Annotated in this window: 20 protein-coding genes, 1 tRNA gene and 2 pseudogenes; 18 read left to right on the top strand and 5 right to left on the bottom strand. The window is 46.8% G+C overall.

Translation table 11 applies throughout. The features are described from left to right. Positions 1-14: 14 nt before the first annotated feature. Positions 15-698, bottom strand: a complete 684-nt coding sequence (locus BKN38_RS03385) for a hypothetical protein (RefSeq protein WP_066458171.1) — start codon at positions 696-698, stop codon at positions 15-17. Positions 699-833: 135 nt separating this feature from the next. Here BKN38_RS03385 and BKN38_RS03380 point away from each other — a divergent pair, with 135 nt between their 5' ends. Continuing rightward, positions 834-1,475, top strand: coding sequence for a hypothetical protein (locus BKN38_RS03380; RefSeq protein WP_066458173.1), 642 nt, complete (start codon positions 834-836; stop codon positions 1,473-1,475). A gap of 237 nt (positions 1,476-1,712) precedes the next feature. Here BKN38_RS03380 and BKN38_RS03370 read toward each other — a convergent pair whose 3' ends face one another. Genes BKN38_RS03370 through BKN38_RS10995 form a run of 3 tightly spaced genes read right to left on the bottom strand, consistent with a single transcriptional unit; the run spans position 1,713 to position 4,066 of the window. Beyond that, positions 1,713-2,624 (bottom strand): riboflavin kinase, encoded by a 912-nt coding sequence (locus BKN38_RS03370; RefSeq protein WP_066458177.1) that lies wholly within the window; start codon positions 2,622-2,624, stop codon positions 1,713-1,715. Further along, entirely contained in the window at positions 2,584-3,522 is a 939-nt protein-coding gene (locus BKN38_RS03365; protein ID WP_158655937.1) for a TlyA family RNA methyltransferase, read from the bottom strand. The genes BKN38_RS03370 and BKN38_RS03365 overlap by 41 nt, the downstream gene beginning before the upstream one ends. A gap of 7 nt (positions 3,523-3,529) precedes the next feature. Next, positions 3,530-4,066 carry a hypothetical protein gene (locus BKN38_RS10995; protein WP_066458179.1) on the bottom strand — a complete coding sequence of 179 codons (537 nt, stop codon included), beginning with the start codon at positions 4,064-4,066 and terminating at the stop codon, positions 3,530-3,532. 74 nt (positions 4,067-4,140) lie between these two features. Here BKN38_RS10995 and BKN38_RS03355 point away from each other — a divergent pair, with 74 nt between their 5' ends. From BKN38_RS03355 to BKN38_RS03310, 10 genes are all read left to right on the top strand, one after another. Further along, a complete protein-coding gene (locus BKN38_RS03355) occupies positions 4,141-5,190 on the top strand; it encodes an aspartate carbamoyltransferase catalytic subunit (RefSeq protein WP_066458181.1) in 1,050 nt (349 codons plus the stop codon). Beyond that, the gene (locus BKN38_RS03350) at positions 5,175-6,575 is read left to right on the top strand and encodes a homoserine dehydrogenase (RefSeq protein ID WP_066458184.1); all 1,401 of its coding nucleotides are present in this window, start codon (positions 5,175-5,177) and stop codon (positions 6,573-6,575) included. Before BKN38_RS03355 ends, BKN38_RS03350 begins: the two co-directional genes overlap by 16 nt. Continuing rightward, entirely contained in the window at positions 6,568-7,323 is a 756-nt protein-coding gene (locus BKN38_RS03345; protein ID WP_066458187.1) for a YraN family protein, read from the top strand. Before BKN38_RS03350 ends, BKN38_RS03345 begins: the two co-directional genes overlap by 8 nt. Before the next feature lie 86 nt (positions 7,324-7,409). Beyond that, positions 7,410-8,339: a ribose-phosphate pyrophosphokinase gene (locus BKN38_RS03340; protein ID WP_066458190.1), complete on the top strand. Its 930-nt coding sequence runs from the start codon at positions 7,410-7,412 to the stop codon at positions 8,337-8,339. Positions 8,340-8,381: 42 nt separating this feature from the next. Continuing rightward, complete coding sequence (locus BKN38_RS03335; RefSeq protein WP_066458193.1) at positions 8,382-9,236, top strand: ATP phosphoribosyltransferase regulatory subunit; 855 nt, start codon at positions 8,382-8,384, stop codon at positions 9,234-9,236. 141 nt (positions 9,237-9,377) lie between these two features. Then, positions 9,378-10,664 (top strand): adenylosuccinate synthase, encoded by a 1,287-nt coding sequence (locus BKN38_RS03330; RefSeq protein ID WP_066458196.1) that lies wholly within the window; start codon positions 9,378-9,380, stop codon positions 10,662-10,664. Between the two features lie 9 nt (positions 10,665-10,673). Continuing rightward, entirely contained in the window at positions 10,674-11,093 is a 420-nt protein-coding gene (locus BKN38_RS03325; protein WP_066458198.1) for a flagellar export protein FliJ, read from the top strand. Continuing rightward, a complete protein-coding gene (locus BKN38_RS03320) occupies positions 11,090-11,842 on the top strand; it encodes a MotE family protein (RefSeq protein WP_066458200.1) in 753 nt (250 codons plus the stop codon). Before BKN38_RS03325 ends, BKN38_RS03320 begins: the two co-directional genes overlap by 4 nt. 308 nt (positions 11,843-12,150) lie before the next feature. Next, a complete protein-coding gene (locus BKN38_RS03315) occupies positions 12,151-12,990 on the top strand; it encodes a hypothetical protein (protein WP_143000192.1) in 840 nt (279 codons plus the stop codon). Positions 12,991-13,092: 102 nt separating this feature from the next. After that, positions 13,093-13,758 (top strand): UPF0323 family lipoprotein, encoded by a 666-nt coding sequence (locus BKN38_RS03310; RefSeq protein ID WP_066458205.1) that lies wholly within the window; start codon positions 13,093-13,095, stop codon positions 13,756-13,758. Positions 13,759-13,948: 190 nt separating this feature from the next. Here the strand turns inward: BKN38_RS03310 and BKN38_RS03305 are convergent, their stop codons facing one another. Continuing rightward, positions 13,949-14,905, bottom strand: a complete 957-nt coding sequence (locus BKN38_RS03305) for a hypothetical protein (RefSeq protein ID WP_070957687.1) — start codon at positions 14,903-14,905, stop codon at positions 13,949-13,951. 240 nt (positions 14,906-15,145) lie between these two features. On the opposite strand from BKN38_RS03305, the gene ybeY reads away from it, so the two are divergent. The 7 genes and pseudogenes from ybeY to BKN38_RS03270 form a co-directional block, all read left to right on the top strand. After that, positions 15,146-15,691, top strand: coding sequence for an rRNA maturation RNase YbeY (gene ybeY, locus BKN38_RS03300; RefSeq protein ID WP_066458212.1), 546 nt, complete (start codon positions 15,146-15,148; stop codon positions 15,689-15,691). A gap of 85 nt (positions 15,692-15,776) precedes the next feature. Next, positions 15,777-18,401, top strand: coding sequence for a cation-translocating P-type ATPase (locus BKN38_RS03295; RefSeq protein ID WP_066458216.1), 2,625 nt, complete (start codon positions 15,777-15,779; stop codon positions 18,399-18,401). Between the two features lie 78 nt (positions 18,402-18,479). Continuing rightward, positions 18,480-19,151: pseudogene (gene rnc, locus BKN38_RS11690) on the top strand (ribonuclease III); the annotation flags it as partial. A 512-nt stretch (positions 19,152-19,663) separates the two neighbouring features. Beyond that, positions 19,664-20,752: a chorismate synthase gene (gene aroC / locus BKN38_RS03285; RefSeq protein WP_066458228.1), complete on the top strand. Its 1,089-nt coding sequence runs from the start codon at positions 19,664-19,666 to the stop codon at positions 20,750-20,752. Next, positions 20,742-21,719 (top strand): phosphatase PAP2 family protein, encoded by a 978-nt coding sequence (locus BKN38_RS03280; RefSeq protein WP_066458231.1) that lies wholly within the window; start codon positions 20,742-20,744, stop codon positions 21,717-21,719. The genes aroC and BKN38_RS03280 overlap by 11 nt, the downstream gene beginning before the upstream one ends. A 596-nt stretch (positions 21,720-22,315) precedes the next feature. Beyond that, positions 22,316-22,391 (top strand) — tRNA-Ala (locus BKN38_RS03275). A 339-nt stretch (positions 22,392-22,730) separates the two neighbouring features. Further along, positions 22,731-22,960 (top strand): annotated as a pseudogene (locus BKN38_RS03270) (hypothetical protein); the annotation flags it as partial.

Below are 22,960 nucleotides of genomic sequence, written 5' to 3'. Positions count from 1 at the left end.
GAATCTTAAGCACATTATAAGTCTATAGATTTTATAATCGCATTGGTCGTGGGGATTTTTGAGTTCCCCACTCTTGAATCTTGCATTTCAAATAGCTTAAATACATCCTGCAAAAATTCCTCAATCTTTGAACCCTCTACCCTAAAAACATTTTTACCAAACTTAGCCCGAATCACAGGCATATCCCTATCATCGAGCTTTTTTAGATTTTCTGCATGAAAGGCGCGATTTCTTATTTTGCAAACCAAAGAGAAAATAGCCTTGATTTTTGCGTAGTCGCTTATTTTGCGATTATTCACAATCTCATTATTTTTGGCATAGTATTTTTGCAAATCAATCGCGCTCACATCAACAAATACACCAATATTTTGCACTCTATCTAGCACCTTTAGCCAAAACCCAAAGCTAAATTTTGATATAAGCTGATGATGGCTTAGTGTTGCGTGCCCTCTTAGATGTTTTGGCAAATTATCGTTTTCTTTTTTTATGGCTTCTTGTATGAAATCCTCTTGTGAATCATAAAGCCAATTGCTAGCCACTCCGCCAAGCCTATTATCAATGCTATTTCTTAGACATATCTCTATCATCAATAGCATCGGTGCGATTCTGCCAATGAGCTCTAGATTTGCAAAATGCTCTTGCGCGCTCGCATAGCTATCCAATCGTTGTTTTGAAAACATAGATTCTAAACTTTTCATAAGGCGATTGTAACAAACCCAGCCTTTATGCGTCTTAAACTCCAAACGCTTTGGAGTGGTTTTTGCTTATGTCTTGGCTTTAGAATTCTGGTCTTTAAAATCTCTGGTCTTTAGAATCCTGTGGGAGCGTGTGCGTTGCGTATTGATTATGGTCTTTCTACTACTTCTCTTTCATCTATTTTAGATATCAAACAAGAATCCACCAAGCGCGCAACTAGCGAGGATGAAGCGCAAGATGCTAAAGATTCTAGTGCCAAAAATTCTAGCACTAATGCCAGCCAAAATCTAGAATCCAAAAGCACCAAAAAAGCAGCCAAAATAGAGCAAATCACCAGCACCAAAAAATCACAAGAAAGCACAGAATCCGCCACGCTAGCGCCTAAAACGCGCCAAACCTTTGGGCTTGGGATTTTGGAGCAGATGAGCGATGAGGAATATGAGATTTTCGAGCGCGCGAGTGCTGGGATGAGCGAAGTGGAGAAAATGGCGGCCGCGCAGACGCTTTATGTTTTCACAGAATCCTATCAGGCAAAAGCTGCCAGCGCGCAAGATAAAAGCCAGCAAAATGGTGACGCGCCAAATGATAGCGCACCAAATAATAATATGCAAAACAATAGCGCGCAAAACGATGAAATATCACCCAGCGCAAATTATACAGGCCGCACAAATAAGCCTGTAATAAATCCCAAAAATCCCTACTTTATAGCACAAAAAGACTTCATAGAGCGATATAAAGCCCTCTATAATGGCGCGCAGGAAGTAAATGCGCTGATTTAGCGCGCTTTGGTTTTGTTTTAGTCTTGATTTTTGCTTTGTTTTGGCGCAAAATCGCGAGTCCTTTTGGATTCTGCCACTTAAATATGCATCACGCCCATAAACAATTTTTGCAATTTCTTTCTTTGATTTTTTTCTCTACTTTGATTTTTGGCGTTGTTTCGCGCCAATCGCGCTATTTACAATTTTTAGATTCTGCTTATTTGCTAGCTTTTGATGCTTGATTTGCGCTAGCGTGCGCTAGATTCTTGCATTGGATTCTCGCGCTAGGATTTGGCGCGCTTGTTGTATATCTAGGGCGATTTGCGCTTTTAAATCTTGCAGATTCTCAAAGCGCCTGTTTTCTCGGATTTTTTGGCAAAACTCTATGTTTATGTCAGCATCCACTTCGCCAAGCGCGCGCAGTTTGGATTCTAGATTTTTAGATTCTGCGCCAGAATCCGCCACTCCAAAATCCCCCGCGCCAAAATCCCCGCCTATGATATGACTCTCTATCGCGTATTTGCCATCCGTGCTTATGCGCTGCCCTAGGAAGCTCACCACCCACATGCCCTCCACCATCGTGGCATACACGCCATTTGAGGGCAGAACGAAGCCGCTAGCGCGCGCATTTATCGTAGGGAATAGCTCCTTGCTAGCGATCCCCTGCCCGCGCACCACCTTGCCAGCGATACGATAGCGCCAGCCCAGCATCGCATTTGCCACGCCGATATCGCCATGCCGCACAAAATCCTTTATCGCGCTTGAGTGCAGTGGGATACCATTGTAGCGCACTTGCGGCACGACTATGACTTCTCTATCAAACATCCCGCCAATATCCTCCGCGCCACAGCCTCTATCGCGCCCGAAGCGAAAATCATATCCCACGACGATGCGCCTAAGATTTGGCAGCGCCTGCTTCAAAAGCGCGATAAAAGCTTCCCCCTCGATATCCTTTATCATCTCAAACTCTATCATGCGCGCATTTGGCAGCCGCCGCGCGCGCTCCTCTAGCGAGGTCAGAAACTCGCCATTTGGCATATCGATAATAAGCACCGCGCCATTTGGCGTGAGATGTGAAAGCAGCTTTTGATGCCCGATATGCAAGCCATCAAACTTGCCTATCGCGATACTATCGCACTGCGCGCCCAATGTAGATAAAATATTCTGCATTTCCTTCTTTTCCTTTTACGCTAGATTCTGCCAGCACGCGCACGCCATAGCCTCGCGCGCCCACAAACGCGCTAAATTCATCTAATTTTTGGCTGATGATAGCCTTGTCTTGCACCACGCCTTTTTTATTGCGCTTAGCGCTTTTGCCGACTTCAAATTGTGGCTTAAAAAGCAAAATCATCTCATCGCTCAAAATCTCTAGCGCATCAAACACCTTCTCTAGCGGGATAAAGCTCACATCGCACACAAGCAGGTCAAAGGGGCGCTGGGCTGTGGCTATAGCTTGGGTTTTGGTTTGGGCGGCTTGGACTTGGGCGGCATATTTGGATTCTGGGTTTTTAGATTCTGCGCCAAAATCCACATACAAACGCGCAAAGTCGCGGATATCACATTTTTCATGCACCACTACGCGCACATCATTGGCGATTTTTGGATGCAGTTGCGCGCTTCCCACATCCACGCAGCTCACATGCTCCACACCTCGCGCTAGCAGCACCTCGCTAAACCCGCCACGCGCCGCACCCACATCAACGACGCGTTTCCACCTAGCAAACGCGGCTTCATCAAAAATATTTCCATGCGCTTGCAAAAATGCCTCAAGCTTAAGCCCCGCGCGCGACACATAGCCGCTAGATAGTATCTCTACGCGTATAGATTCTGCGCCAGAATCCAACCCCTTAGAATCCAAAATACGAGAATCCAAATCGCTAGAATCCACAAAACTAGATTCTGCGTCAGCGCCCAAATCACCAGCCACCGCCGCATGAGAATCCACTTCAAACGACGCCTTACAAATCTTTTTGCCATTTATGAGCACACTGCCTGCTTGCAGGGCTTCTTTGGCTTTTTGGCGCGAGTCGAAATACCCACACTCTACCAGATACCTATCCAGCCGCATCGCGCTCTCAAATAACCTGAAATGGTATAACTTGGAAGCTAAAATCAAAAATATCCGCCTTCTCATCGACCCTGACGCGCAGCCGCACCTTTTCATCATCGATATTTTCAGACTTCTCAAACGCCACGAGATAGCAGCTAGACCATTTATTGAGCGGCATAAAAATATTGTCATACTCGCTTGGAGGGATTTTTCGCATATAAAGCGGAGTGTGCCAGCTATTATCTTGCGCGGCGATTTCTAGCTGGATGCGCTTCAAGTTTAGTGGCTCTTGAGAAGGCGCGTAAAACTCGACAAAAAAGTATTCTTGATTTTTATAAAAGCTTTTTTCAATGTCGTTTAGATAGGTTGCAAAAATCACCAAATCGATTTTGTCATCTTTGATTATTTGGACTTTGCGCGTGGATTGGATTTTTTTCTCCTCCAAAACAGCTGGGTGATAGCCTTTTTCAAAATAGCTCGTGCAGCCCGCTATACCGCCTACAAAAGCACACGCCAACACGCTTGCAAATACACTTGCCACAGACACACAAAAAATACGCAAGAAAATCCTTATTGATGATTTGGCGACAAAAAATGATATTATTATAACTTCACTTTATCAAACAAGGCAAACAAATGCGCCACCTCATACAGACAAGCGACCTTAGCATTGAAGAAGTAGAGTATATTTTACAAAAAGCATCGGGGTTTTTGCCAGCACTAGATTCTAGTCGTGGCGCGGATTTTGTTTTGGATTCTGGTGCGATAAATGCAGAATCTAGCACGCCAAACACACCACAAAATTTTCCGCAAAACACGCCCCAAAGCTTTCCCCAAACTTTCCCGCAAAGCTTGGCTGGCAAAAATGTCATCACCATATTTTTTGAAAACTCCACGCGCACGCTAAGTAGCTTTGAATGCGCGCTAAAAAACTTAGGCGCAAGTGTCACGCGCCTAGATGTTTCGCGCTCCTCCACTTCCAAAGGCGAGACGATAAGCGACACCGCTGCGAATCTAAACGCTATGAATCCGCATGCCATCATCATCCGCCACCAAAGCAGCGGCGCGCCCGTGCATCTCACCAAATCCGTATCATGCCCTATCATAAATGGCGGTGATGGCGCGCACGCACATCCCACGCAAGCATTGCTTGATCTTTTGACACTCAAACAATGCCTAGGGCAGAATCTAAAAGGCAAGCGCATAGGAATCATCGGCGATATCAAATCTTCGCGCGTGGCAAATAGCAATATCGAGCTTTTATCGCGCTATGGTGTGGATATCACGCTCATCGCCCCGCCGCATTTTCTGCCAGCAGACACGAAGCTAAAATGCGCGCACAGCATCAAAGAAGCGATAGGCAATCTAGATGCGCTCATCTCGCTACGCACACAGACCGAGCGGCATTCACAGCAAATCTATGGCTCTTTGAAAGATTACGCGCATAATTTTTGCCTCACAAAATCAATAATCGGCGATAGAGATATCATCATTATGCACCCCGGACCCGTGCATCACAACATAGACATAGAAGATGAGCTATTGAAAGATAAAAGATGCAAAGTGTTGCAGCAAGTGCGTAATGGCGTGGCGGTGAGAATGGCTGTCATGGAATACTTTATATTAGAATCAAACTTTGCGCTAGAATCAACTAGAATCAAGGGAGCAACATGCATAAACAACTAAAAGTAGCGCTCATAGGCGTAGGCGTAGTAGGCAGCAGTGTAGCGCAGATTTTGGAAAAAAATAGAGAGATCATCACCGCGCGCACAGGGGTTGAAATCATCGTAAAAAAGGGCGTAGTGCGCAATATAAGCAAAGCGCGCAATGTCAATATACCACTCACGACAAACGCGGATGAAGTGCTCTATGATAATGAAATCGATGTGATAGTCGAGCTTATGGGCGGCATCGATGAGGCCTACAAAATAGCCACTATCGCGCTAAATCAGCACAAAGCCTTTGTGACAGCAAATAAAGCGATGCTTGCCTATCATCGCTATGAGCTAGAAAAGCTAGCGAGCACGCCTATAGGGTTTGAAGCAAGCGTATGTGGTGGCATACCTATCATAAAGGCATTGAAAGATGGGCTAAGTGCCAATCACATCCTAGAGCTTCGCGCGATATTGAACGGCACTAGCAATTATATTTTAAGCAAGATGACACAAGAGGGCCGGGAATTTGATGAGGCGCTAAAAAGCGCGCAAGCCCTTGGATATGCCGAAGCAAATCCAAGCCTTGATATAAATGGCAAGGACGCCGCGCACAAACTTTTGATACTTGCTTCTTTGGCGTATGGTATCAATGCGCTGCCAGAGGAGATTTTGATAGAAGGGATAGAGCATATTAGCGCTGATGATATCGCTTTTGCCAGCGAGTTTGATTTCTGTATCAAACTGCTTGGCATCGCAAAAATCACGATTGAGGGCTCTATCGAGCTTAGAATCCACCCAACAATGATCCCCACACACAAACTCATCGCAAAAGTAGATGGCGTGATGAATGCGGTGAGCGTGATAGGCGACTGCGTGGGGGAAAGCGTGTATTATGGCGCGGGCGCTGGGGGCAATGCCACGGCAAGCTCTGTGATAAGCGATCTTATCGAGATAGCGCGCGGCAAGGCGAGCGAGTCGATGCTAGGCTTTGAGACTTCGCAAGAGCGCAAACTCGCGCCAAAAGAGCTTATCAAAAGTCGGTATTATATGAGGATTCTCGTGTGCGATAAGCCCGGAGTCTTGGAGCAAATTGCCAAAGTGCTTAGCCAAAATAATATCTCTGTGGATACATTTTTGCAGCGCACGCAAGAAAATGACAAGGTAAATAATAGCAAGGCAAATAGCAAGACGAGCGAGAATCTAGATTCTGGTGTGGATTCTAGCGCGGCGTGCGCGGATTCTCGTGTGGCTGGCGCAAATTCTCGTGTGGCTGGCGCGACTACAGAAGCCACTGCGCGAATGTTTTTGACAACGCACACCACAAGCGAACAATCCATACAAAAAGCCATAAATGAGCTAAAAACCCTGCCTATCATCAAGCAAGCGCCTATCATCATCCGCATCGATGATGAATAAGCTTAAGAGCATGGAGCAAAAAGCCGCGCTGGATTCTACGCTAGAATCTAAAAAAGTGGAATCTAAAAACATGGAATCTAATTTGAAAGCAGCCAAAAAAGCAGAATCTAATTTGCGAGCAACCAAAAATGCAGAATCTAAATTTGCGGATTCTAGGCGTCGTGCGCGCCAAAAAGGCTTAGAAGCGGAGGATCTCGCTTGCAAGTGGCTAGAAAACAATGGCTTTACTATCCTTTTGCGAAATTTCTATGCCAAAATGGGCGAGATAGACATCATCGCCACGCGCGCGGGCGTGCTGCATTTCATCGAAGTAAAAAGTGCGAAAAACACAAATCCAGCCTACAACATCACGCCAGCAAAGCTTAGCAAAATCCAAAAAAGCATCGAGGTGTTTTTCTCCTATGCGCTAGATTCTGCTTATACGCAAGATTTTGGCGAGAATCTGCAAAACGCCAAAAATTTGCCAAATCCACAAAGCGCACAAACTTCACCAACTTCACAAATCGCGCGCATTGCCAAAGCGCATAGTGATATGCCTTATTGTATCGATGCGCTTTTGATACAGCCCAAAACCAGCACAAAATCCACGCCCCAGAATCCAAATCAGATTCTGTCCCAGAATCCACACCAAAATCCACCTCGCACAAAATCGCAGAATCCAAACGAGAATCCACCCGCACCCACCGCGCCACCAAAATCCCCACTAGATTCCTGCCACATCACTTATTTAGAAAATATCAGTCTCTAAGATTTACTTTAAGCATTTTTATCTATAATTGCGCTTTAACGCGCGCTTAAGCAAAAGTAGCGAAAATAAGGCGATGAAGGCGATATATGAGAGGTTTTAAAATCTTTAGCGGCAACGCGCATTTAGAGTTTGGCAAAGAGCTAGCAAAGCACCTTGATGTGATGCTTTCTCACATCACTGTAAATCGCTTCAGCGATGGCGAAATCGGCGTGCAGATAAACGAATCTGTGCGCGGCAAAGATGTTTTCATCGTCCAGCCCACCTGCGCGCCTACCAATGACAATCTCATGGAATTACTCGTGATGACTGATGCTTTCAAAAGAAGCTCGGCAAACTCAATCACGGCTATCATCCCCTATTTTGGCTACGCTAGGCAAGATCGCAAAGCAGCGCCGCGAGTGCCAATCACTGCCAAACTAGTAGCCAATCTCATACAATACGCCGGGATTGATCGCGTCATCACTATGGATTTGCACGCCGGACAGATTCAAGGCTTTTTTGACATTCCGGTGGATAATCTTTATGGTTCTATCATTTTCCGCGACTATATACGATCAAAAAAATTCAAAGACCCAATCATCGCAAGCCCCGATATCGGCGGCGTGTCGCGCGCGCGGTATTTTGCCAAGCAGCTGGGACTTGATCTAGTCATCGTAGATAAAAGGCGCGAGAGAGCAAATGAAAGCGAGGTGATGAATATCATCGGCGATGTCGATGGTAAAAATGTGATTTTGGTAGATGATATGATAGACACCGCAGGCACGATGTGTAAAGCCGCCAGCGCGCTAAAAGAGCGCGGCGCGGTGTCTGTGATGGCGCTAGGCACACATGCGATACTAAGCGGACCAGCAATCTCGCGCATAGAAGAATCTGTGCTAGATGAAGTGGTGGTGAGTAACTCCATCCCCACGCGCAAAGAATGCGCTAAAATCACCACGCTAAATGTCGTCCCGCTTTTTGCAGAAGTGGTGCGCAGAATCTATCGCAATGAAAGCGTAAATTCGCTATTTACCTAGAAATCTAAGCGGATGCAAAAGCGCGACAAACGAAGGATATAAATGATTTTTGAGCATGAGACACCAGAAGGGACGAAGCTTTATTTTGGCAAAAGCGCAAAAATCAAGCGCGAGCTGGAAAATCACGCCTGCAATGTGTTTTATAAATATGGCTTTGAAGAGATTGTCACGCCTTATTTTTCATATCTTGAGCATCAGCAAAACTTCTCCAATCGCCACCTTATCCGCCTAAGCAGTCAGAACAATCATCAAATATCCCTGCGCTATGATTCTACGACAGATACCATACGCACGATAAAAAAGCGTCTAGAGCGCACGACGAGCCATCAAAAGTGGTTTTATATCCAGCCTGTTTTTAGCTATCCCACCAATGAGATTTATCAAATCGGCGCAGAATCCTTGCGCGCGCAAAATCTTGATGAGCTCATCACCATGGGGCTAGAGATTTTGGATTATTGTGGCGAGATGGAGTCGTTTTTGCAGCTTGGGAATCTAAAGATTTTGGATCTTTGCATAGATGAGCTAGGCATTAGCAAAGAGGCTTATAGCTCGCTTTCAATCGAGCAAATCACCAAAAAAGCAAGCTTTATGCAAGATATATTACGCTTAAATACCATAGATGATTTGGATGCGTATTTGCCTAGTGCGCCTATGTTTTTGCGATTTGAGCTAGAGCGGCTCGCACAAAAGGCAAAATCTTGCAATCACAAAAATATCCTCATTTCGCCGCTAGAATCAGCGCTAGTGGATTATTATGATGATATGGTGTTTAAGGTTTTTAGCGGCAATCAGATTCTAATGCTAGGTGGCAAATACCAAATCCAAGAATGCCTATGCTGCGGCTTTGGCATATATACAGATAGCGTTATAAATTTGCTGCTAGAATCTAAAAGCTAAAAGGCGCTGGGCTTTTTGGCATTAGATTCTGGGCTTGCTTAGAATCTGGGCTCACTAGAATCTTCTAGGCTTACTAGAATCTAAATTGCGCGCCAAACTAGCAAGCAAACACAAACCAATAAACCAACAAAAAGGAAGCAAATGGCGGATTTGATAGTGGGAATCCAATGGGGCGATGAGGGCAAAGGCAAAATCGTAGATGCGCTGGCAAAGGATTATACCTATATCGTGCGCTATCAGGGCGGGCACAACGCCGGGCATACCATAGTGGTGGATGGCAAAAAATACGCGCTGCATCTCATCCCTTCTGGCATTTTGTATCCGCATTGCAAAAACATCATCGGAAATGGCGTAGTCATCGAGCCGCACGCGCTGCTTGAAGAGATAAAGCAGTTTGAAAGCGCTAGCGGGGATTTGGAAGGCAGGCTTTTTGTGAGTGATAGGGCGCATTTGATTCTGCCTTATCATAGCCTGCTAGATAGACTCAATGAAAAAGCTGCCAAAAACGCCATAGGCACGACAGGCAAAGGCATCGGCCCAAGCTATAGTGATAAAATCGCTAGGCGCGGAATCCGCGTGTGCGATCTCTATGACCTAGAAAAGCTAAATGCTAGGATAGAGGAGAATCTAGCGCGCATCAAGCAGGCTTTGCCAAATAGCGAGACTAGCGAGATGGATTCTGAAAAAAACATCACTGAAAAAATTATGGCTGAAAAGATTATAAGCGACATCGCTGCTATCGCGCCAAAGATTCTGCGATATGCCACCAACACCACGCAGCTTTTGTGGCAGGCGATGGATAGGGGCGAGAAGATTCTGCTAGAAGGCGCGCAGGGAAGCATGCTAGATATCGATCATGGCACTTATCCTTTTGTCACTAGCTCTACTACCATAGCTTCAGGGGCGAGCAGTGGCAGTGGTATCTCGCCTAGAGATATTAAAGGCGTGCTAGGCATTATGAAGGCGTATTGCACGCGCGTGGGAAATGGTCCTTTTCCTACTGAAGACTTTGGCGATGAGGGCAAGATATTGCAGCAAAATGGGCATGAGTTTGGCACGACGACGGGGCGCGCGCGCCGCTGTGGGTGGTTTGACGCAGTAGCTGCAAGATATGCTAGCCGCCTAAATGGTTGTGATAAAATCGCGCTTATGAAGCTAGATGTGCTCGATGGATTTGAGTGCATAAAAATCTGCAAAGCCTATGAATATAATGGCGAAGAGATAGATTTCATCCCAGCAGATTTAGAGAGTGTAGCGCCGATATATGAGAATCTAGCTGGCTTTGAAGGAAGTGCAGGCGTGCGAAAATATGAGAATCTGCCACAAAACGCCAAACTCTACATCCAAGCCCTCCAAGACTACACACACACCAAAATCGCTATCATCTCCACAGGCGCTGATAGAGAAGATACGATATATATGAGCTAAGCGCGGGCAATGAAAACGAAGTTTGACCAGCTCATCAACGCCCAAAAGCGCAAGCTTGATATGTGTGAGATGCAAATCGTGCGGCATAACAACGAAATAGCCGCATTGCAAAGCCAAATAAGCGCACTCATCGATCAAATCTCAAAAATGCAGATTCCAAAGGGTGGCTCGTTTGATGTATTTTTGCAAGCAAATGCTAGAAAAAGGGTGCTGGTATCTGATATAGATTCTCATCAAGCACGCATATCCGCGCATAAAGCCGAAATTTCTAAGCTCGAAGCGCTGTATAGGACGCTGTATCTTGAGTATGAGAAGCTAAAACATATCCAAGAAAAAGAGCGAGAAAACATCATCAAAGCCTTTAAAAAACGCGAAAGCAAAGAACTTGATGAAATCGCTATCTTGCTACACAAAAAGGAGCGAGCATGAAAAATACAAAAGCGCTTTTCGCACTCATCGCGCTTAGCCTAGCGCAAATGCTACACGCCGCAAATGTCGATAAAAAAGAGCCAAACACCGATCAAATCATCCAATGCAACGCTATCTTTGAAGCGCGCAAAGATGAAATCACACAATCACTGCGCGCGCTAAATGAGCGCACCCAAAGCCTAGAAGCCTACAAAAACGCCACGCAAAATCTCCTCTCTGCGCGCGAAGCCAAGCTAAACGAGCAAGAAGCCTCGCTCAAAGAAAAAATCGCCCAAGCCCAAGAAGCGCAGAAAAAAGAACTCGCTAGAATCGAGCAAGAAAAAAACGAGATAAAAGAGCTCATCGCCAAAAATCAAGCCCTGCTAGATGAGATACAAATAGCATCAAACTCCAAAGTCGCCAAAACATTTGCTGGTATGAAAGACTCCAAAGCAGCACCTATCATCGCTGAGCTAGATGACGCGGAGGCTGCCGAGATTCTCTCCTCGCTTTCATCTTCTGAAATGGCTAAGATTCTAGCCAAAATGGATGCCAAACGCGCCGCGGAGCTTACCAAAATCATCGCCAAAGGTCCGCCATACAAAAGCGAGAAAAAAGCAGCACCAAAGCCCAAAACCCCCGGGCAAGATAACATAGAAGGCGGCGCGCAAAATGACACAGCGGATGATACAGAAAACAGCGCGCAAGATGACACGCAAGCCAGCAGTATAGATAGAGCAAACTCCACCCGCTTAAATGATTTTAGCTAGAATCTGTTTTTTGGCATGCTATAGAGGCAATTTACAATCATGCAAGATTTTGGGGATGGAGCGTGATGAATCCAAACTTGCATCAGAGCAAAAGCGCAAAGAGCTGAAATAAGATACAAAAACACTAGAATCTACATTATTTTTGTGTGAATTTATGCGAAGTTTGTAGATTTTTGGTATATTTCGCGGATTATTTTAGGCTTTTGGATTTGTCTAAAACCAGATGCCAAAATTTAAGGCATTTTGGCGCGGGCAAAATCACGCAAAAAGCCAAACACCAGCACCAAACATCAGCAAAAGGAGAATCCATGAAAAAGTTTCTACCACAAAAGCTTTTAGCAAAAAAGCCTTCATTAAAAAAGTTTTCATGGCAAAAACTTTCATCGAAAAAGCCCTCATTGCAAAAACTCTTTGGAGCATTTTTATCATCAAGCATTTTTGCGCTATTTTTTGGCGCGACAAGCCTTAGCGCCGCTGCTGGCGATGATGTCATCAAACTGCTAGAATCCAAGCTAAACCGCACATTTTCGCTTGTGAAGTTTGAGCAGCTAAATGATACCAAAATGTTTCTAGCAGTCGTGCAAGATAAGTCAAATGGCTATCGCACGCTTTTGCTGACTGATGATAAGCAGAAAAATGTCGCTGTCGTGCCGATGTTTTTTAGTAGCGACAAAACAAATGCAGAGCGCATCAACAAAGAAATCGCCGACATAGAATCCTACAATTTCCGCGTGCAAAACTCCGCCAAGCTAAACGAGCTTTTCGCCTCCATACCCAAAGACTACGCGATAACCATACAAGGCGCGAGCGACAAAATCACCTACATCGTCTCTGACCCCATGTGCCCGCATTGCCAAGATGAGCTGGCAAATATAGAATCTAGGCTTGAAAAAAGCACGATAGTGATGATACCAGTAGGGCTTCTAGGGCAGGCATCTATGGATAAAGCCGCTGAAATACAAGCCAAGATAAAAGGTGCCAAAACTCCAAAAGAGCAAATCCAAGTCCTGCGCGAAATCTATGCTAGGACGCACAGCCCAAGCGCGCAAAGCCAAGAATACAGCGCAAAAGTTATCAATGTCACCAACAAAATACAATCCTCAAATCTCATAGAAGCGGTGCCTTTTATCTATGAGGCGGTGAAGTAGATTCTGGTGGAATCTAGCAGAATCCAAAATAGAATCTAAAATTAGATTCTCGCCTCAAGCGAGTTTAATCAAGACAAGGCAATCTCAAAAAAGGAGCAAACAATGAATAAACATTTTCGCAAAATCTCTGACTATGCTATGATAGGCGGGCTCTCCGCGATAGTCGTGGGCGTGCTAGCAGGCTGTGGCGATACCAACACGCAAGAGCAGCAAAACGCGCAAGCAACAGCGCAGGCGGTGAAAAATGGCGCATTTGTCATCCTAGAAGAGCAAGCGCAAGGCGGCTACAAAGTGCTAGAGGAATACCCAAGCGACAAAACGCGCATCGTGGTGCGCGGGCTGGATGGGCAAGAGCGCATATTGAGCGATGAGGAGGTGCAAGAGCTGCTAAAAGAAGAGGAGCGCAAAATCGACAATGGCACAAGCGAGCTCACCGCAGAACAAGGCAGTGGCGCTAGCATGAGTAGTGGCGGGATGAGCCTAGGCGGCGCGATACTAGCGAGCGCTGCGGGTGCGCTGATAGGAAGCTACATCGGAAATAAACTTTTCAACAATCCAAACTTCCAAAAAAACCAGCAAAGAAGCTACAAATCGCCACAAGCCTATGAAAGAAGCGCAAATAACTTCAACAAATCAGGCACTTCCTCTGCCACGCGCGGTGGCACGCCAAGCAATGCCAAAGGCGGATTTTTCGGCGGGAATCAAAAAGCCGGCAGTGCTGGCACTTCAAGCACCAATCGAAGCAGTGGCAGCAGCCTCGGGGGCTGATGCCCAAGCTCGGCCTATATTTGCTAATTGCCAATTTCGGCCTTCAGCAACACATTGAACCCGTTTTTCATTTGCGATTTGTTTTTTGAGATAAAATCTAAAGAATTTAAAAATTTTGAAAGTCTAAAGAAAACTTATAGTTTTAATTTGGTGGATTTTGGTACTGGCAGAATCCACCAAAAATTACTTACTAGTCAATCACCTTCAGCTTGCCATTAGAGATTATCGCTAGGAGCAAAAGTGGGTTTGACATTATGAGTGCTGGCTGGATTCCCTGCTCGTTGTTTCCTTGAAACTCAAGCCCTATGCGCTTATGCTTTTTGCTATCTATGGCAAAATTTTGCGCGCTATTGACAAAGCGCGTGAGTGTCTCTATCATCTCGCTAGGCAGCATTCCATTCATTTGCGCTAGGTTGTCTTTGGCATCTTGTGCGGCGCGCCTTGTTTGCGCGTCATACTCTTTTTTACTCATTGGTTGGTATTTGCTGGCATTTTTGTAGAATACATCGCTTAGCGTTTTGGATTCTAGCACGATTTCTAGCTTCTTGATATGCAGGCGCGTTTCTTGCAGGATCTGCATGAGCTCCTCTTCGCTCATATCTTGGTTAAAAGCCATCATATCTATCACCACTTGCTTTATATCCTTGCCTTTTAGGCTATTGTGCGCGTAGGCGATGTCGTATTTGATGCTAATCTCTGTGCCATCTGGCGCTTTCGCGTTAAACTCGCCTTTGGATTCTGCCATATCTTTATCTTTTTGCTTTTCATCGACTTCTTCGCCCTCTATCTTTTTTGGCAGGGCGCGGCAGGTCTGCTCATCTAGCTCTATATTTTTGCAGTCTATTTGCACGCCGCCTTCAAACTTCGTCTTGACAGCCCTGCTAGATGCTTTGACTTTGTATTCCACATCTTTGATGTCTAGCCCGCGATCGATATTTATTTGCTCTATCTTGCATGTGAAATCATCATCATCGCCGCTGCATACAGGGTCTGCCATATCAGATTCTGGCGAAAATACTGATATCACCGCATTCATGCTTGATACCATCGCATCTTTTAGTGAAGCGGACTTGGTATCAGCACTCGCTATCGCGCCACAAAGCATAAGGGCTGGCAGCGCCCTAGACAAAAAAGATGAAACTTGCATAATCGCTCCTTGTATAGTGTAGTGTATAGTCATTTTTCGCATAATCGTTCCTTTTGAAGAATGCGAATTTGGGATTGCGAACTTGGAAAATGTAAATCGCGCGCTATTATACATAAATATTGTGCTTTTAGATATACTTTTGGCTTAAGTTTAGGCTTAAGTTTTGCGCGCTTTTGTGTGGCGCAAATTTGGCAAAAATGCAAAAAGGCAAAAAATGCGAAAAATGCAAAAAGGCAAAAGATGATAGAAATCATAAATCAAACAGATAATCAAGCAACCACACAAGCAAGCGCGCCAATCGATACGCAAGCGCTAGAATCTATGCTAAATCATGCGCTAGAAAAGAGTGCGGAGGTTTTGGCAAAATCAAATATTGGCGCGCGTGTCGTGGAGGTGGTGCTGGTAGATAGCGCTGATATGCGCGCACTAAATGCGGAGTATATGGGGAAAGATTATGCCACAGATGTGCTTAGCTTTCCGCTGGAGGATATGCTTGGCGAGGCAGAATCTGCAAATTTAGATTCTAGCTTTTTAGATTCTGCCAAACTCGCCAGCGCGCCAACGACACCGCTTGGAAGCATCATCATAAATCTCGATCTTGCAAGAGAGATGAGCGAGAATCTAGGGCATAGCATAGAATCCGAGATTGGCATACTTTTCGTGCATGCCCTGCTGCATTTGCTGGGCTTTGATCATGAGTGCGATAGTGGCGAGCACCGCACCAAAGAGCGCGAAATCATAACCGCGCTTGGCCTGCCACCAAGCCTTATCGAGCGCAATAGCTAGAATCCGCGCGCCAAGCGTTAAACTTTTATTAGCCACTCAATGCTATAAATCCGCCAAAATCGCGCAACTTTTCAAGGACAAACAAATGCAAAAAGCCAGAATCTACATCGATGGTATCACTTGCTCGGCTTGCTCATCTGGCATCGAGCGAAGCCTAAAGTGCAAGGGCTTGGTGGAAAATATCCAAGTGCAGCTCATCGCCAAAGTCGCGCTCGTGGAATACGACCCAGAATCTAGCAGCCTCGAGGCGATTTGCGCGTTTATCAAAAAAATGGGCTATGAGCCAAGCCTAGAAAATCCGGCGGATGCTGCGGATTCTGCAAGCGCGGATTCTGGGGATTTTGAAAACGCGGATTATAAAAATATGGATTCTAGCACGCACGATTTGGATTCTAAAAAAGTAGATTCTGCTTGCGACGCGCCAAAAATGGATTCTACAAGCGCAGAATCCACTAGCACAAAAAGCACCGCCACAGAATCTGCCACCACCCCCGCGCCAAACAAACAAAACGCCAAAACCCCCAAAACCCTCTTGCAATCCGCCCGCGCGATCTATGCCAAAGGCGGATTCTCGGCACTTGATAAATGGATTTTCCCGCCAAAGCTTAGGCTTATCATTAGCGCTTTTTGCAGTGTATTTATCATGTATCTAGCGATGTTTCCCATGCTCCCCACACTTCCAATGTTTTCTAGCACGCACACACTCATCTATCCCTTTGATAATCACGCGATAAACTTCGCCACGCAGCTTTGTTTGGCGCTCATCGTCATGCATATGGGGCGCGATTTTTATTTCAAAGGCTTCAAAACCCTGCTCGCGCGCACGCCCACGATGGATACGCTAATCGCTATTAGCACGAGCGCAGCACTTATTTATAGCCTCTATAGCGCGTATTTTGGGGGCTTGCATGGAGATTTGGGGCATTGGTATTTTGAAAGCATTTGCGTGATTTTGACATTTGTGCTTTTTGGCAAACTCATCGAAAACAGCGCCAAAGACCACGCCAACGAAGTGATAAACGCGCTGCTTTCACGCACAGACAAGCAAGCGGTGCGAGTGGATTCTAGTGGCGCAGAGTCGCAAATCCCTGTCAAATCCATACGCATAGGCGACATCATCAAAATCCTGCCCGGAAGCACCATACCAGTCGATGGCGTCGTGTCTAGCGGGGAAGGCGGCGTGGATGAGTCCATGCTTAGCGGCGAGGTGATCCCTGTGTATAAAAGCAGCGGCGCGCGCGTGTTTGCCGGCAGTGTGAATACCGATAGAGCGCTATTTATCCGCGCGCAAAGCACCGCAGAAAAAAGCACGCTAAGCGCGCTCGCCTCGCTAATCCAAGAGGCAATATCCTCCAAACCAGCGCTCGCCTCGCTGGCAGATAGGGTTTCGGCGTTTTTCGTGCCTAGCGTGATTTTTATCGCGCTTTTGGCGGGTGCGGCGTGGTGCGTGGCAAAGGATTTTTCGTTTGGATTTGAGATTTTTATCAGCGTGCTTGTCATCTCTTGCCCTTGCGCGCTGGGGCTTGCCACGCCCATGGCGGTGATGATTGGCAATGCGCTTGCCAATAAAGAAGGCGTGTTTTTCAAGCAGGCGCAGGATTTTGAGCGCGCTAGCAAATGCACTAGCGTAGTGTTTGACAAAACCGGCACGCTCACGCAAGCCTCGCTTAAAGTGGCGCATATCAAAAGCTTTGGCGCGCTTGATGAGCGCGAGATATTAGCGCTTAGCGCAGGGATAGAAAAAGGCAGCGAGCATCTTATCGCGCGCGCTATCATAAAGCATGCGGAGAATCTAGGCGTGAAAGCGCGCGAGTTTAGCGATTTCAAAGCGCGGGCTGGGTTTGGCATGGAGGCTTTGTGTGTGGATTCTGGCGCTTCGCAAGCGCAAACTGCGCCCGCAAATCAAAGCAAAATCTACATGCTAGGCAATCAAGAAATGTTTGGTGATATGGATATGTCCGCGCTAGATTCTAGCGATGAAGCATTGCTTCGCGTGTATCTTGGACGCGAGATTGAGGCGGGCGGGCTTGAGGCAGACAAAAAACAAGCGGGCAAAAAACAAGTGGGTGAAAATCAAGCGAGCGAAAATGAAGCTGGCGCAAGTGCTAAAGCGCCAAAAAACACCAAAAACATCGAGGTTCTAGGCGTCATCGCCCTAGAAGACACGATAAAGCCAACCGCCACGCACATCATCCAAGCCCTAAAATCCCGCCATATCAAAACCTACATCCTAAGCGGCGACAACGCCAAAAATACCGCCAAAATCGCCAAAATCCTAGGTGTAGATGACTTCCGCGCCGAGGCAAAACCGAGCGATAAGTTAGCCTTTGTGCGCGAGCTGCAAAAGCGCGGCGAAGTGGTGATGATGGTGGGCGATGGCATCAATGATGTAGGCGCGCTCGAGGCGGCGGACATCTCGGTGAGCTTCTCTGATGCGAGCGATGTGAGCGAGAAAAGCGCGGGTGTGGTGATTTACAACCATGACTTGATGCGTATCGATTATGTGCTGCGGCTCTCCAGGGCGATTTTGCGTAATATAAAAGAGAATCTATTTTGGGCGTTTGGGTATAATATCATCTGCATTCCGCTGGCGTGCGGCGCGCTGTATGGAGCTGGAATCCTGCTAAACCCGATGCTTGCGGCACTTGCGATGAGCCTAAGTAGTGTAAGCGTAGTGCTAAACGCGCAACGCCTCTGGCGGTTTAAATAGTCTAGGTAACTTAGAATAGAGGCTTGATTTTGCAGACGAAAATTTTATATAACAACTTAAAAAATAAAAAGGACAACAATGAATTTTTCTGATTTTTCAGCGCTAGAATCTCGCTTGGGATATCGATTTGCCAACCATTCCTTGCTAGTAGAGGCGCTCACGCATCGCAGCTGTATCAAACCCTACAACAACGAGCGCCTAGAGTTTTTGGGCGATGCGGTGCTGGATCTGCTGGTGGGCGAGTATTTGTTTGAGCGCTTTCCCAAATATGATGAGGGCAAGCTTTCAAAAATGCGCTCAAGCCTTGTGAATGAAAAAAGTTTTGCCGATTTTGCGCGGGATGTGGGGATAGGCGAGATGCTTCGGCTTTCAAGCAGCGAGGAGCACAATCATGGCAGGCAAAAAGACTCGCTTTTATCAAACGCTTTTGAGGCTGTGATAGGCGCGATATATCGAGAATCAGGCCTTGAGCGCGCGCGCGAGATCGTGTATAGGATTCTAGCCGAGCACTACCCAAATATGCAGATGCAAGACCTCACGATAGACTACAAAACCGCGCTGCAAGAAATCACGCAAGAGCGCTTCGCTAAGCTCCCGATATATGAGCTGCTCTCTCAAAGCGGCCCCGATCATCAAAAGCAATTTACCATGCAAATATCCATAAATGGCGAGGTGTATGCGGTAGGGCAGGGCAACTCCAAAAAATCCGCGCAACAAGCATGCGCCAAAATCGCCTATGAAAAGCTAAAAGCCCCAAGCGTGCAAAAGGCGCAAAAAAGCGAGAATCCACAAAACGAAAATGTCGCGCGCGAGAATCTAAAAGGCGAGAATCTAAAGGCGCAAAATGCTAAGCTGGCAAAAGTAGATTCTGCTACCAAGAATACTGCGCGCGAGAATCTAAGGGGTAAAAATATTACACGCGAGAATTTAAAAAAAGAGAATCTAAAAAATGGGAATTTAAAAAATGAGAATCTAAAAAATGAAAATCCAGCCGATAAGCCAAACACACCTAAACGCGCACCAAAAATACATCGTATAGATTCTGGTGATTTTACACAAAAGCAAAAATCTATGCCACAAAAACCAAGAGAGGTGCAAAAATCCACATCGCAAAAACCCGCACCAAGCGCATCGCACGAGCCAAACGCGTCAAAAACACCACGCCCCCAGCGCGCACCATACAAACCAGCGCGTCAAAAACCAAGCACACCAAAAACACCAAACACGCGCACACAAACCACACCACACAAAAAGGGCGATAGATGAATACTTTTGGCAGATTGTTGCGCGTAAGCACTTTTGGCGAGTCGCATGGGGAGGGCATAGGCTGCGTGATAGATGGCTTCCCCGCGGGCGTGGCTATCGACCTAGCATTCCTAGATTCTGAAATGCAGCGGCGCAGGGGAGGGCGCACCGCATACGCCACCCCGCGCAAAGAAGATGATGCCGTGCAAATCCTAAGCGGCGTGTTTGAAGGCAAAAGCACCGGCGCACCCATAGCGCTATTTATCGCTAACAACAACACCAAATCAAAAGATTACAGCGACATACAAAGCGTGTTTCGCCCGGGGCATGCGGATTTTACCTATCATCACAAATATGGTGTGCGCGACTATCGCGGCGGAGGGCGCAGCTCGGCGCGCGAAAGCGCGGCTAGAGTGGCTAGTGGAGCGTTTGCCAAAATGCTTTTAAATGAGTTTGGCGTGGTGTGTGAAAGCGGGATTTTGCATATCGGCGAGTGTCTAGGGAGCGAGATAGATTTCGCACATGCGCGTGAAAGCGAGATATTTGCGCTTGATAGACACCAAGAAGAAGCGCAAAAGCAAGCGATACTTCAAGCCAAAAAAGCAGGCGATAGTATCGGCGGATGCGCGCTCATAAGAGCTAGGGGCGAAGCGAAAATACTGCGCGGACTTGGCGAGCCGCTGTATTATAAACTCGATGCTGCGATAGGTGCTATGATGATGGGGCTAAATGGCGTCAAAGCGGTAGAAATAGGCGATGGCGTAGAATCTAGCAGGCGGCGCGGCAGTCAGAATAACGACAAAATGGATTCTCGCGGCTTTTTGAGTAACCACAGCGGGGGCATGCTGGGCGGGATAGGCACGGGTGAAGATATCGTGGTGCGCGTGTATTTCAAGCCCACGCCTAGCGTGTTTGTCGCGCAAGAGACGATCGATGCGAGTGGCAATGAGCGCGAGCTTTTGCTAAAGGGGCGGCATGATCCATGTATTGCTGTGCGCGGCAGCGTGGTGTGTGAGAGTATGCTGGCACTCATCATTGCTGATATGCTGCTGCTGCGCGCAACAGAGCGGATAGAGAATCTAAAGGCTATTTTTGATGAGAAATAATATTTGGCGGTTTGGCGGGGGTGGCGTTGGTGGCGCTGGCGGTTTGCGCGGATTCTGCGATTTGCGAGGCTTGCGCGGTTTTTTAGGCGCTCTAGGCACTTCAAGCTTGGTGGGTTTTTGTGATTTGAGAAGTTTAGATTCTGGCGCGAGTGGCGGATTGCGCGCGCCTTTGGACAGGCAAAAGTCGCTAGAATCTAAACAATCGCCAGAATCCAAAAAGCCACTAGAATCTAGAAAATTACCAGAATCTAAAAAGTTGCCAAAGCCTCCCACCAGCGCGCGCAGCTTGCTAAAGCGCGGCATCTGCAAGGCATTGCTAGCATTTGCGCTAAGTGCGGCGGCGCTGTCGCCTAGCCATGCGCGCGGACCGGAGTGGTTTGAGACTTGGGGCGATGTGTTTTCCTTCCTGCCGCTGATGGCGGGCGCGTATAGCCTCGCGCGGCAGGATTATGAGGGCGTGGTGCAGCTCGCGCTTGGCGCTGGGACGACGCTGGCTATCACCTATGCTAGCAAATACACCTTCGTAGGCATCTCGCAAGCCAGCGAAAACGCCGCTGGCATCAGCCGCCGCCCCAACAACAGCGCGCGGTTTGATGGATTCCCGAGCGGGCATACTTCATCGGCGTTTAGCGCGGCGGGGTTTTTGCAGAAGCGCTATGGCTGGAAGCTCGGCGTGCCGGCGACGATTTTGGCTACGAGCGTGGGCGTGTCGCGCGTGGTGAGCGAGTGGCATACGAGCGTGCAAGTCATCGCTGGGGCGCTGCTGGGCTATGGCGTGAGCTATCTTTTTGCTAGGCGGCTTGATAATATCGTGCTAGATATCAACATCGGCAGCGCGCCTATCGCTGCGAGCCTGCCTCTGGCGCATCCTTCTGCGGCAAATCTTTTTGCTCCTGGCGCGATAGGCTCTGGAGAATCTAGCGCGTATCAAAATATTTACAAAATAGGATTCTCGTATAGGTTTTAGCGGGGCTACATAAGCTTTGGCTGGATTTTGTTTTGGGGCTTGGCTAGTTTTGCTTTGGGTTTTGGCAGAATTGCATGGGCTTTGGTGGGCTTTATTTGGATTTTAGTTAGAGTTGCGAGCTTTGGCTGGTATAAGCTTTTGCTGGATTCTAGTATATGTTTTGGCGGGCTTCGGATAGATTTTGTTTTTTGTTGATTTTATTTGCGCGCGCTTAGCTTTGTGCTTCTTTGCCAGCTTTTGCTTTTGTTTTGCATTCTGCGCTTTTGGATTCCGCTATTTTGTCAGGATTTACCAAAATCTGCCAGCCGAGAATCTTAGAATCTTAGAATCTTAGAATCTTAGAATCTTAGAATCTTAGAATCTTAGAATCTTAGAATCTTAGAATCTTAGAATCTTAGAATCTTAGAATCTTAGAATCTTAGAATCTTAGAATCTTGCGCGCGCTTCAGCGTGGTTTCAAGGATTTTGGCTATAATGCACGCTTTCAATCACAAGCAGCAAAACTAGCGCTAGATTCTAAGCGATGCGAAAGATTGATTTACAGAGTCGCAATTTTGCCAAAGTTTTTGGTTTTGCTTTGTTTGATTTTGGATTCTGGGGTGTTAGCTCAGTTGGTAGAGCGCGATGCTGGCAGCGTCGAGGTCAGGGGTTCGACCCCCCTACACTCCACCATTTCGACTTTTTATCCGCAAGATTTTTAAAATACCACAAATACTTCCCGCGCCTTGCGCTTTATTGCAAAATGCCCCATTTGCCACACATTACGCACCTTGTTTTTTATCAAATGCCGCATGTATGCCCTCACTATGTATGCCTTTACGCCAAACTTGCGCCAAGCCAAAAGCCTACAAAAGCCTATTTGCAAACTTATATCAATCTTGCTACAATGCGCGATAAATTTGCAAAACACCCAAGGAGAAGGCAATGGGAAGAAGAAAAATGATTAGAGATTTTAGGAATTTTATTGGCACTGGTTTGATTTCATCGGATATGTGATTTTCAAATGCGCTTTTGGCTCTAGAATACCTCGATATCTCGCAAAAAAGCAAGCAGGGCATGGCGCTTATGTTTTTATCGAGTTTGTGGAATAGTATCGTGCCACTTACCGATGCCAAATCCCGCCAAAACGCCAAACGCTACCTTTCACTCGTGCGCCCTATGGTGTCGGCATCTTTGAAGCTTACCCGCGTGGGTGATAATAACGATGGCGGATATGTGATGCTTGCCCCCCCCCCCCCACA

The sequence above is a fragment of the Helicobacter sp. CLO-3 genome (genome assembly GCF_001854545.1).
GTDB lineage: Bacteria > Campylobacterota > Campylobacteria > Campylobacterales > Helicobacteraceae > Helicobacter_B.
Note: the sequence above shows the minus strand (reverse complement) of the source record. Positions and strands in the feature narration are given on the sequence as shown.